This is a genomic window from Pseudomonas sp. AGC41 (assembly GCF_057334555.1).
Genome location: NZ_JBHFJB010000136.1, coordinates 143,770 through 154,450 on the forward strand (window position 1 = coordinate 143,770; position 10,681 = coordinate 154,450).

Consider the following 10,681-nt stretch of genomic DNA (forward strand, 5'->3'; position numbering starts at 1 on the left):
CCACAGGGGCGCTCAATGAGGTCAAATGTGGGAGCGAGCCTGCTCGCGAAGACGGACTCAAAGGCAATAAGCCAGACCAAAAAAAACGCCAACCCAACGGTTGGCGTTTTTACTTGCAGCTAGAAGCTTGTAGCTCGCAGCTGTATTACTCCGGCTTACGACGCCCAAACCCCGGACGCTGCCCCGAACCTGCCGGCGCGCCACGGCGCTTGCCCGACGGTGCATCACGGTCGGCCAGGATAATACCCGGGCGTTTTTTTGGCGCTGGCTTGGCCGGACGCTTGGTGTCGGCCGGACGATCAGCGACCGGCGTCCCACGACCCGCCGGAGCACCGCGACCTTCGCCGCGCTCGGTACGGCCGTTGGCCGGACGTGGCGCACGCGGGCCGCGCTCGCCGTCCTGACGTGGCGCAGGCTTGCGGGCCGGACGCTCGCCTTCGATCTGCGGTTCACGGGAAGGACGCGGGCCAGTCGCTGCGCCATCGGCCGCCGGACGCAGCGTACGCACGCGCTCGGTCTTGCCCATCGGACGCGAGGACTTGCGCTGCATCCGCTCCAGCTTGTCCTTGCTCTTGGCGGTCATCTGCGGCATGGAGACAGGCTTGAGGCCCACTTCGGCCGCGAGGATGTCGACTTCCTGCTGGGTCATTTCACGCCAGCGGCCCATCGGCAGGTCGGAGTTGAGGAACACCGGGCCGAAACGCACGCGCTTCAGGCGGCTGACCACCAGGCCCTGGGACTCCCACAAGCGCCGCACTTCACGATTACGGCCTTCCATCACCACGCAGTGATACCAGTGGTTGAAACCTTCACCGCCCGGTGCCTGCTTGATGTCGGTGAAACGCGCCGGGCCGTCTTCCAGCACGACGCCGGCCTTGAGGCGCTCGATCATCTCGTCATCGACTTCGCCACGCACGCGCACGGCGTATTCGCGGTCCATCTCGTAGGACGGGTGCATCAGGCGGTTGGCCAGTTCACCGTCAGTGGTGAACATCAGCAAACCGGTGGTGTTGATGTCCAGGCGACCGATGTTGATCCAGCGGCCTTCTTTCGGACGCGGCATCTTGTCGAACACCGTCGGACGGCCTTCCGGGTCGTCACGGGTGCAGATTTCGCCGTCGGGCTTGTTGTACATGATCACGCGGCGCACCGTTTCGGCGGCCTCTTCGCGCTTGATCACCTTGCCATCGATGGTAATGGCGTCGTGCATGTCGACACGCAGGCCCAAGGTGGCGTCTTTGCCGTTGACCTTGATGCGGCCCTGGGTGATCCAGGCTTCCACGTCACGGCGCGAACCAACGCCGATACGGGCGAGGACTTTTTGCAGTTTCTCGCCTGCTGGGCCGATTTCCTGGCTGTCGTTCTGGTCTAGGTCTTTCATTTCTGGGCACCTCCCGGTGTGGTCGAGTCAGGCTTGGCCTGACACTTGAAAACAGGTCTTTCGGCGAAGGGATCGCCAAAGGGTCGCGAATCATACGCTCGTTGAAGGATTCGCGCATCAGAGACTAGCTGATGGAAACGCGCTCAGCGCTTTTTCCGCCGACCGGTGGCACCCAGCTTGATCAGGCGCAGCGCCGCTTCGGCCAGCACGGCGCGCTTGTCGTCCTTGTCGAGTTTTTTCCAGGCCTTGATCTCGCGCTTGCTGCGCCCGCAACCGACGCAAATATCTTCATCGAACTTGCAGAGGCTGATGCAGGGGTCTTTGGTGGAGCTCATGATTCACCCGGGATTTTATGTGGGAGGGGGCCTGCTCGCGAAGGCGGTGTATCAGTCAAAATCATGCCGACTGAGCTGACGCTTTCGCGAGCAGGCTCGCTCCCACAAGGGAAGGAGGTGTGTCAGTCGTCGAACTGGCGCCGTTCGTTTTCGATCGCTTCGGCCAGGGCGCGCGCCTCGGCTTCTTCGTCGCTCAGCTCAGGTTCCGGCGGCTCAAGGGCGGCGACGGCGGCCAGCAGTTTTTCCCGGGCCTGGGCAACGCCGAGGATGTCTTCCTCAGGTTCCGGTTGCGCTTCGGGCTCAGGCTCCACCGCGCTATCGGGCTCCGCCAGCTCATCCGACTCACCCTCGGGACCAGGCGCGTCACGCAGCAGGTCATCGAAGTCGGTCTTCAGGCCCTCCTCCATGGTGTCCAGCTCCAGCAGCAACGAGTGGAAACTGGTCTCTTCCTTCGGCTCTTCGGGCTCGGCGCTGGCATCGGCCAGTTCCTGCAGGGCCTGGGGCACCGGGGCGTCGTCGAATTCGAGCATCGGCTCGGGCTCCAGCTCCCGCAGTTCGGCCAGCGGCGGCAGATCGTCGAGGTTCTTCAGGTTGAAGTGATCGAGAAACGCCTTGGTGGTGGCGAACATCGCTGGCTTGCCCGGCACGTCACGATAGCCGACGACGCGGATCCACTCGCGTTCCAGCAGGGTCTTGACGATGTGGCTGTTGACCGCCACGCCACGCACGTCCTCGATCTCGCCCCGGGTGATCGGTTGGCGATAGGCGATCAGCGCCATGGTTTCGAGCATCGCGCGGGAATAACGCTGCGGCCGCTCCTCCCACAGGCGCCCGACCCAGGGGGCGAATTTTTCGCGGATCTGCAAGCGGTAGCCGGACGCTACCTCCTTGAGTTCGAAAGCCCGCCCTTCGCAGGATTTACCCAGCAGCGTCAGGGCTTTCTTGAATACGGCAGGCTCAGGCCGCTCGCCTTCTTCGAAGAGTTCGAACAGACGCTCCATCGATTGCGGCTTTCCAGAGGCCAACAGGAAAGCTTCAAGCAAGGGCGCCAGTTCACGGGGTTCGGTCAGATTCATCGGTTTGCTCGTTATTCGGCTCGGGCCCGCACATGGATCGCTGCGAACGGCTCATTCTGCACCAGCTCGACCAAGGATTCCTTGACCAATTCCAGGACCGCCATAAACGTCACCACCACGCCCAGCCGCCCCTCCTCGGCGGTGAACAGCTCGACAAAGGGCACAAAACTGCCACCCTTGAGCCGTTCCAGCACATCGCTCATGCGCTCGCGGGTGGACAATGCCTCACGGCTGACCTGGTGACTTTCAAACATGTCGCCTCGGCGCAGGACCTCGGCCATGGACATCAGCAACTCTTCCAGGCTCACGTCCGGCAGTAGCTTGCGCGCCCGCGCCTCGGGGGCGTCGAGCCTGGGCACCAGCACATCGCGCCCGACCCGACTCAAGCCGTCGATGCCTTCGGCCGCGGCCTTGAAGCGCTCGTACTCTTGCAGGCGACGGATCAGCTCGGCCCGAGGATCGTCCTCTTCCGCCTCGACCTCGGCCGAGCGCGGCAGCAGCATGCGCGACTTGATCTCGGCCAGCATGGCCGCCATCACCAGGTATTCCGCCGCCAGTTCCAGGCGCACCGACTGCATCAGCTCGACGTAGCCCATGTACTGGCGGGTGATCTCCGCCACCGGGATGTCGAGGATGTTGATGTTCTGTTTGCGGATCAGGTACAGCAACAGGTCGAGCGGCCCTTCGAAGGCTTCGAGGAAAACTTCCAGCGCATCCGGCGGGATGTACAGGTCCAGGGGCATTTCCATGACCGCCTGGCCATAGACCATGGCGAACGGCAGCTCCTGTTGCGCACCGGCCTGGCTGTCGACGTTTTCGACGGCGGTTTCCACAACCGACATTCAGGCCTCGACCATGAACGGCGTCGGATCGCCGCAGCCGACGCGTACCACTTGCGGTTCGCCGTCGGCCAGGTTGATCACCGTGGACGCCTTCATGCCGCCGTAACCGCCGTCGATGATCAGGTCGACCTGATGCTCCAGCAGTTGGCGCATTTCATAGGGGTCGGTCAGCGGATCGGTCTCGCCGGGCATGATCAGCGTCACGCTCATCAATGGCTCACCGAGTTCCGCCAGCAGCGCCAGGGCAATGGGATGGCTCGGCACCCGCAGCCCGATGGTGCGCTTCTTTGGATGCAACAACAGCCGCGGGACTTCCCGGGTGGCATTCAGGATAAACGTATAAGGGCCTGGCAGATGGGCCTTGAGGAGGCGGAAAGTGCCGGTGTCGATCTTGGCGAACAAGCCCAACTGCGAGAGGTCGCTGCAGATGAGCGCGAAGTTGTGCTTGTCGTCCAGCTGACGCAGGCGTCTTACCCGCTCGACCGCGTTTTTATCGCCGATCTGGCAACCAATGGCGTAGGACGAGTCGGTGGGATAGACCACAACACCACCGCCACGGATGATTTCCACAGCCTGTTTGATCAGGCGCGCTTGCGGGTTTTCCGGATGAATCTGGAAAAATTGACTCACGTGTTCTACCTGTTCAGACGGCGGCGATAACGGGATCATGTTTGAATCTACACCATAGTGGTGGCAGATCTTCCGGCAACGGGCGGTATTCGCCAATCTCGGACCAGCCTCCCGGGCCGTGGAAATCACTCCCGGCGGTCACCAGCAGGCCAAACTCCCGGGCGAGGATCGCCAGGCTGCCGACCTGCTCGGCCGGCTGATGGCCATTGACCACTTCGATGGCATGGCCCCCTGCTTGAATATAGTCGGCTATCAGGCGGCGGCGCTTGCTGCGGGTGAATTCATAATGCCAGGGATGAGCCAGGCTGACCCACGCCCCGGCGGCCCGCAGGGTCTCGACCGTTTCTTCCAAGGTGGGCCAGTGCTGCTTGACGTCCCCCAGCTTGCCGGCCCCCAGCCATTTTCGGAAGGCTTCGGCGCGATCCTTGACGAAGCCCTCGCGCACCATCCAGTCGGCAAAATGCGGCCGGGCCGGGGCGTTGCCACTGTCACCCAGTTCCTGCTGGACCTGCCGGGCGCCTTCCAGCGCGCCGGGCATGCCCTTGAGGGCCAGTTTGCGGCTGATCTCCTCGGAGCGCAGCCAGCGACCGTCACGCAACTCGGCAATGGCCTGGACCAGTGACGGTGCATTCACATCAAAACCGTAGCCCAGCACGTGGATGGTCGCCCCGCCCCAGGTGCAGGACAGTTCGACGCCGTTGACCAGTTGCATGCCCAGCGCGGTGGCGGCGCTACGCGCCTCGTCGAGGCCTTCGAGGGTGTCGTGATCGGTCAGGGCCAGGACCCGCACGCCGTGCTCGAACGCCCGCGCCACCAGAACCGCAGGGGCCAGGGCGCCATCGGAGGCCGTGCTATGGCAGTGCAAATCAACATTCACGAGACTTTGGCAGTGCAAATCAACATTCACGAGACTTTGTTACCTCAAATCAGCTGGCCCTATCGCGGCCAAGGATGTTTGTTATTATGCCGCCACATCCTGCTTCTGGCTGCCACTGTGAAACAATTCATCGATTTCATCCCGCTCCTGCTGTTTTTCATCGTCTACAAACTTGATCCACGGACCGTCGACATCGCCGGCCATTCCTTGACTGTAGGCGGTATCTACAGCGCCACCGCGGTGCTGATCATCAGCTCCCTGGTGGTCTACGGCGCGCTGTTCGTGTCCCAGCGCAAGCTGGAGAAGAGCCAGTGGCTGACCCTGATCGCCTGCCTGGTGTTCGGCAGCCTGACCCTGGCCTTCCACAGCGAGACCTTCCTCAAATGGAAAGCCCCGGTGGTCAACTGGCTGTTCGCCCTGGCCTTCATCGGCAGCCACTTCGTCGGCGATCGCCTGCTGATCAAGCGCATCATGGGCCACGCGCTGAGCCTGCCGGACGCGATCTGGACCCGATTGAACATCGCCTGGATCGCCTTCTTCCTGTTCTGCGGCGCCGCCAACCTGTTCGTTGCGTTCACGTTCCAGCAATACTGGGTCGACTTCAAGGTCTTCGGCAGCTTGGGCATGACCTTGCTGTTCCTGATCGGCCAGGGCATCTACCTGTCCCGTCACCTGCACGATGCCGAACCCACCACGCCAAAAACCGAGGACTGACATGCTCTACGCAATCATTGCCACCGACGTCGCCGACTCCCTGGAAAAACGCCTGGCCGCTCGCCCGGAGCATCTGGCGCGCCTGCAGCAGCTCAAGGCCGAAGGCCGCATCGTGCTGGCCGGCCCACACCCGGCGGTGGACAGTAACGATCCTGGCGCCGCGGGTTTTACCGGCAGCCTGATCGTGGCCGAGTTCGACTCCCTGGCCGCCGCACAGGCGTGGGCCAAGGCCGACCCGTTCGTGGCCGCCGGCGTCTACGCCGAGGTTGTGGTCAAGCCGTTCAAGCAAGTCCTGCCGTAACGCCCCCAGCGCGGTGAGCCTTCCTGGCTCATCGCGCTCAATTGCTCATTGTTCTCGCCGGCCTGCCGACAACCTGTCTAATCTGCTTAATCTCGATTGGAATTCAGGAGTTGCAATGCGCAAAGGTCGGTTGTGCCTGTTGTTGGTCTCGTTGGCGATCGGAGCCCCTGCCCATGGCGAGGAAAGCACCGAGGCCGCTCATTCGGCGCCCTTGTCCCTGAGCGCGGGCGGCCAGATCGCCGAATTGCAGCAGCGCCTGAAAGACAGCGAGCGCATGCGTGAAGCACTCACCCAGCAACTGCAGAACACCAACGGCGAACGCGAGAGCGCACTGGTGGGACGGCTGCGCCAGGAGAACCAGCGCCTGAAGTTGCAACTCAAGGAAGCCCAGTCCAGCCCCCTGCCGCGCCTGCTGACCGAACAGCAACAGTGGTTCGTCGTCGGCGCCGGGGTAGCGCTATTGGCCCTGCTCTGCGGTATCTTTGCCAGCGGTGGACGTAGACAACGTCGGCAATGGCTAAATTGAGTGAGTCATGAGCGAGCTGTTACTGATTGATGATGACCAGGAGCTGTGTGAGCTCCTCGGCAGTTGGCTGGGCCAGGAAGGTTTCCAGGTCCGCGCTTGCCACGATGGCCAGAGCGCCCGCAAGGCCCTGGCCGAAACCGCTCCGGCGGCGGTGGTGCTGGATGTGATGCTGCCCGACGGCAGCGGCCTGGAACTGCTCAAGCAGTTGCGCAGCGATCACCCGGAATTGCCTGTGCTGATGCTCTCGGCCCGCGGCGAACCGCTGGATCGCATCCTTGGCCTCGAGCTGGGGGCTGACGATTACTTGGCCAAACCTTGCGACCCACGAGAACTAACCGCCCGCCTGCGCGCCGTGCTGCGCCGCAGCCATCCCACCGCGGTTTCCAGCCAGATCGAACTGGGTGACCTGACCTTCAGTCCGGTGCGTGGCGTGGTCAGCATCGATGAACAGGAACAGACCCTCACCGTCTCGGAAAGCCGCCTGCTCGAAGCGCTGCTCAAGCAGCCGGGCGAGCCGCTGGACAAGCAGGAACTGGCGCAGATCGCCTTGGGCCGCAAGCTGACCTTGTACGACCGCAGCCTCGACATGCACGTCAGCAACCTGCGCAAGAAGATCGGCCCGCACCCCGACGGCCGCCCGCGCATCGTCGCCCTGCGTAGCCGGGGCTACTACTACAGCCTCTGAAGATTGCGGCTTCTCTCAGCCTCTAGAGGCTTTTGTGGCGAGGGAGCTTGCTCCCGCTGGGCTACGAAGTAGCCCCAAGATTCTGCGGTTGCTGCGCAACCGAGCGGGAGCAAGCTCTCATCAAACAAAATCCATCCCCTTGTTCTCCAAAGCTTTTTTAAGCCGCGATCACTCGAACACCCAGCTTTGTAGCCTTACGCTGTAAGGCTCTAAGCTGACGATCACGGCTTTTGGCCTCGTACTCTTCCATATCCTGCGCCACGTAAGGCTGGCCTTTGGTCAGCATGGCGTAGATCAGGCGGGCCAGTTGGTGAGCCGTAGCCTTGATGGCGCAGGCCGTATCCATACGAGCCAATCGGGCGCGGTGACTGGCACCGATAAAGCTTTTATCGTTGCGGGCGCTAGAGGCCGCCTGCTTCAACGCTTGTGCCGCCCGGTTAAATACCTTGGGGACATGACCGGGCAAGGGTTTTCCTCCCGATATTCGGGTTGAGGGCGCCAACCCCATCCAAGAGCTGAAATGTTGCTCAGTCGGAAACCGCGACAAATCAGGTCCGACTTCGCTTGCCAGAACCAAGGCGGATTCGATTCCGATAGTGGGAATCGCGGTCAGATCCACGCCCATGATTCTCACAAGTGCCTGGTGCAAGTTGGCTTGTTCATCTGCCGAACGATGCGGGCTGCGCAGTGGCTTGGCGGGTTGCGTGGGCTCATGGTTCAGTACTGGGAGTCGATTGAGTGCCTGGGTGATGGCCTGATCACATTCGGCAATCTGCTTCTCAAGAAAATCATGAGCAGCCACTTCCTGAGCCAAGGCATGCAAATGCTCGACTCGCCAGTTACCGTGCAGACTGCGGGCGATGGTTTGGTAATCGGCCTTGATACGGCCGTCTCGGAAGTTGGCTAAAACTTGAGGGTCACGCTCGCCATCGATGATGGCCTTGATGATTTTCATCCCTGTCACACCAGCGATGTTGCTGATGACATTGGCTAACTGAATGTTCATCTGCGTCAGGGCTTTTTGCATGCGGTTGATGGTCTTGGCTTGATCACGAACCTTCATGGCCCGCTGGCGAACCAGCGAACGCATCGAGCAAATATCATCAGCGGGCCGGAACGCTCCTCTGAGTAAGCCATGGGTCATGAGCTGCCAGATCCATTGGCAATCCAGGACATCGGATTTACGCCCGCTTATCTGGCGTGTAGCACGGGAGTTAACTAGATACACCTCAAAGCCCCTCGAATCGAGAAGCTCGAACAGCGGTATCCAATAGACACCGGTGGCTTCCATCGCCACGACTTTGATTTTCAGCGATTCCAGCCATTCGGCCAGCTTCACCAAATCCTCAGTAAAGGCCGGAAAACAACGAACCGGCTTGTCGCTTTGATCGGGATTGACGCCGACCCAGTGCTCGCGGCTGCCAATATCGATACCGGCACAATGAGGGTGAACGACTTCAAATCGTTTCTGCTGCTTCTTGCGCGCCATGACAATTCCTCGCAGGATTGAACGGCGCGCGGGGCACACGGTGTCGAACGGATTCACTCTCTCATACGTGGTCACAGCTTGCTGTGCCTACAACGACTCCACGCCGATACCGTGCCGGCCACTCTCCCTCGCGGGTGCGCACACACCAGTGATAGCTACGGCCTCTGTCCCCGCGCGCACCCAATATTAAGCCGAACACTTGTTTGCTGCGCGACAGCGCAGCGTCGGCGACGCGGCGGGGACTCCCTCGCCACGGAGAACCTCGAAGGCGTCGTTACCCTCGCCCAAACCGCTCCCGGTACACCGAGGGCGCCAGCCCCACCACGTTGCGAAACGCTACCCGGAAACTTTCCACCGACCGATAGCCACACAGTTGGGCGATGTTGTCGGTGTTGTCTTGCGTGCTTTCCAGCAATTCCCGGGCCCGTGCCAGGCGCTCATGTTGCAGCCAGGCCTTGGGCGACACACCGCAAGCCTGGGTGAAGCGGCGCAAGAAGGTCCGTTCGCTCATGGCGGCGTGACTGGCCAGATCGCGCACTCCCAGCGGCTCGTGGAGACGTTCCCGGGCCCATTGCATGACGCCGGACAAATCGCTGCGCGGCGTGCGGCTGACTGGCGAGGGGATGAACTGCGCCTGGCCACCGGTGCGTTGGGTCGGCATGACCAGTCGACGCGCCACGGCATTGGCGACCTGGGCGCCGAAATCCCGCGCCACCAGGTGCAGGCACGCATCGATGCCGGCCGCGCTGCCAGCCGAGGTGATGATCTGGCCTGAATCGACATAAAGTACATCGGGATCGACTTCGATGGTCGGGTAGCTGTGGGCCAGTTCGTCGGTGTAGCGCCAATGCGTGGTGGCGCCCAAGCCGTCGAGCAGCCCGGTGGCCGCCAGGACAAAAGCCCCCGAGCAGATCGACAACAGACGGGCGCCACGGGCATGGGCTCGTCGCAAGGCCTGGAGCAGGGCATCGGAGGGCGGTTCGCTGCGACTGCGCCAGCCCGGCACGATAATGGTTCGCGCGCTGTCGAGCAGCTCCATGCCGCCATCGGCCAATACCTGGAAGCCGCCCATGGCGCGCATCGGGCCGTCGTCGACAGCGACGATGCGGTGTTCATACCAGGGAAAATCAAACTCGGGCCGTGCCAGCCCGAATATCTCGACGGCAACGCCGAATTCGAACGTGCACAGCCCGTCGTAGGCGAGAATCGCGACGAGGCCAGGGGTAGGCTGCATTTGGCGGAAAATTCCCACAGAGTGTCTTGTACGCCACTGTAGCGGTTGGCGGCGGGTGGATAAAGTCTCTCCAAGCCCTATCCGTCCCTGGAGTAAACCCGATGACCAGCCCTGTTCGCGAAGTGTCTGCCGCGCCGTCCGACATTGCCCTGCAGCATTTCAGCCGGCGTCTGATGTTCGAAACCGATTGTTCCGACGTACGTGCCAGCCAGGACGCCGGTGAGATCGATTTTGTCCTCGTCGATGTGCGCGGGCCGCAGGCCTATGCACGCGGGCACGTGCCCGGGGCGATCAACCTGCCGACCCGCACGCTGACCGCCGAGGCGCTTGCGGCCTATCCCCAGACCACCCTGTTCGTGGTCTATTGCGCGGGGCCGCATTGCAACGGCGCCAACAAGGCCGCGGTGCGCCTGGCGACCCTGGGGTACCCGGTCAAGGAAATGATCGGTGGCGTCATGGGCTGGCTCGACGAAGGTTTTCGCCTGACCGGTTCCGTGGAGCGCGTGGCGGAGCAGGCGGTCAGCTGCGATTGTTGAAGTAGGGTGCGACGCCCGTGTGGCGAGGGGGCGAGCTCCCTTGCCACACGGGCTG

At 62.3% G+C, this 10,681-nt stretch carries 13 protein-coding genes; 5 read left to right on the top strand and 8 right to left on the bottom strand.

All coding sequences use genetic code 11. From position 1 onward, the window contains the following. Positions 1 to 145: 145 nt before the first annotated feature. The 6 genes from rluB to ACE04F_RS22635 all read right to left on the bottom strand — a co-directional run bounded on the left by rluB (position 146) and on the right by ACE04F_RS22635 (position 5,141). Positions 146 to 1,381 (bottom strand): 23S rRNA pseudouridine(2605) synthase RluB, encoded by a 1,236-nt coding sequence (gene rluB / locus ACE04F_RS22610; RefSeq protein ID WP_486109998.1) that lies wholly within the window; start codon positions 1,379 to 1,381, stop codon positions 146 to 148. Between the two features lie 143 nt (positions 1,382 to 1,524). Continuing rightward, complete coding sequence (locus tag ACE04F_RS22615) at positions 1,525 to 1,716, bottom strand: DUF1289 domain-containing protein (RefSeq protein ID WP_486109999.1); 192 nt, start codon at positions 1,714 to 1,716, stop codon at positions 1,525 to 1,527. 122 nt (positions 1,717 to 1,838) lie between these two features. Then, complete coding sequence (gene scpB, locus ACE04F_RS22620; RefSeq protein WP_486110000.1) at positions 1,839 to 2,792, bottom strand: SMC-Scp complex subunit ScpB; 954 nt, start codon at positions 2,790 to 2,792, stop codon at positions 1,839 to 1,841. Positions 2,793 to 2,803: 11 nt separating this feature from the next. Beyond that, complete coding sequence (locus ACE04F_RS22625; RefSeq protein ID WP_434574116.1) at positions 2,804 to 3,502, bottom strand: segregation and condensation protein A; 699 nt, start codon at positions 3,500 to 3,502, stop codon at positions 2,804 to 2,806. A gap of 132 nt (positions 3,503 to 3,634) precedes the next feature. After that, on the bottom strand, positions 3,635 to 4,264 hold the full coding sequence (locus ACE04F_RS22630; protein ID WP_305499273.1) for an L-threonylcarbamoyladenylate synthase: 630 nt from the start codon (positions 4,262 to 4,264) through the stop codon (positions 3,635 to 3,637). 13 nt (positions 4,265 to 4,277) lie between these two features. Further along, entirely contained in the window at positions 4,278 to 5,141 is an 864-nt protein-coding gene (locus ACE04F_RS22635; protein WP_434572306.1) for a PHP domain-containing protein, read from the bottom strand. A gap of 117 nt (positions 5,142 to 5,258) precedes the next feature. Between ACE04F_RS22635 and ACE04F_RS22640 the strand changes: the two genes are divergently transcribed. The 4 genes from ACE04F_RS22640 (at position 5,259) to ACE04F_RS22655 (ending at position 7,367) form a co-directional block, all read left to right on the top strand. Beyond that, the gene (locus ACE04F_RS22640; protein WP_434572305.1) at positions 5,259 to 5,855 is read left to right on the top strand and encodes a septation protein A; all 597 of its coding nucleotides are present in this window, start codon (positions 5,259 to 5,261) and stop codon (positions 5,853 to 5,855) included. A gap of 1 nt (position 5,856) precedes the next feature. Then, positions 5,857 to 6,156, top strand: a complete 300-nt coding sequence (locus ACE04F_RS22645) for a YciI family protein (RefSeq protein WP_486110001.1) — start codon at positions 5,857 to 5,859, stop codon at positions 6,154 to 6,156. Positions 6,157 to 6,271: 115 nt separating this feature from the next. Next, positions 6,272 to 6,682 carry an SH3 domain-containing protein gene (locus ACE04F_RS22650; protein ID WP_434572302.1) on the top strand — a complete coding sequence of 137 codons (411 nt, stop codon included), beginning with the start codon at positions 6,272 to 6,274 and terminating at the stop codon, positions 6,680 to 6,682. A 7-nt stretch (positions 6,683 to 6,689) separates the two neighbouring features. Continuing rightward, the gene (locus tag ACE04F_RS22655) at positions 6,690 to 7,367 is read left to right on the top strand and encodes a response regulator transcription factor (protein ID WP_486110002.1); all 678 of its coding nucleotides are present in this window, start codon (positions 6,690 to 6,692) and stop codon (positions 7,365 to 7,367) included. 157 nt (positions 7,368 to 7,524) lie between these two features. Here the strand turns inward: ACE04F_RS22655 and ACE04F_RS22660 are convergent, their stop codons facing one another. Both ACE04F_RS22660 and ftrA read right to left on the bottom strand, forming a co-directional pair. After that, positions 7,525 to 8,856 (bottom strand): IS110 family RNA-guided transposase, encoded by a 1,332-nt coding sequence (locus ACE04F_RS22660; protein WP_486107109.1) that lies wholly within the window; start codon positions 8,854 to 8,856, stop codon positions 7,525 to 7,527. A gap of 274 nt (positions 8,857 to 9,130) precedes the next feature. After that, entirely contained in the window at positions 9,131 to 10,090 is a 960-nt protein-coding gene (gene ftrA / locus ACE04F_RS22665; protein WP_486107107.1) for a transcriptional regulator FtrA, read from the bottom strand. Between the two features lie 101 nt (positions 10,091 to 10,191). Here ftrA and ACE04F_RS22670 point away from each other — a divergent pair, with 101 nt between their 5' ends. Continuing rightward, a complete protein-coding gene (locus ACE04F_RS22670; protein ID WP_486107105.1) occupies positions 10,192 to 10,626 on the top strand; it encodes a rhodanese-like domain-containing protein in 435 nt (144 codons plus the stop codon). Positions 10,627 to 10,681 lie beyond the last annotated feature (55 nt).

What these genes read in the sequence shown, in the direction of transcription:
- rluB (WP_486109998.1), bottom strand. Translation starts at nt 1,381, where the DNA reads ATGAAAGACCTAGACCAGAACGACAGCCAGGAAATCGGCCCAGCAGGC.
- ACE04F_RS22615 (WP_486109999.1), bottom strand. Translation starts at nt 1,716, where the DNA reads ATGAGCTCCACCAAAGACCCCTGCATCAGCCTCTGCAAGTTCGATGAA.
- scpB (WP_486110000.1), bottom strand. Translation starts at nt 2,792, where the DNA reads ATGAATCTGACCGAACCCCGTGAACTGGCGCCCTTGCTTGAAGCTTTC.
- ACE04F_RS22645 (WP_486110001.1), top strand. Translation starts at nt 5,857, where the DNA reads ATGCTCTACGCAATCATTGCCACCGACGTCGCCGACTCCCTGGAAAAA.
- ACE04F_RS22650 (WP_434572302.1), top strand. Translation starts at nt 6,272, where the DNA reads ATGCGCAAAGGTCGGTTGTGCCTGTTGTTGGTCTCGTTGGCGATCGGA.
- ACE04F_RS22655 (WP_486110002.1), top strand. Translation starts at nt 6,690, where the DNA reads ATGAGCGAGCTGTTACTGATTGATGATGACCAGGAGCTGTGTGAGCTC.
- ACE04F_RS22660 (WP_486107109.1), bottom strand. Translation starts at nt 8,856, where the DNA reads ATGGCGCGCAAGAAGCAGCAGAAACGATTTGAAGTCGTTCACCCTCAT.
- ftrA (WP_486107107.1), bottom strand. Translation starts at nt 10,090, where the DNA reads ATGCAGCCTACCCCTGGCCTCGTCGCGATTCTCGCCTACGACGGGCTG.
- ACE04F_RS22670 (WP_486107105.1), top strand. Translation starts at nt 10,192, where the DNA reads ATGACCAGCCCTGTTCGCGAAGTGTCTGCCGCGCCGTCCGACATTGCC.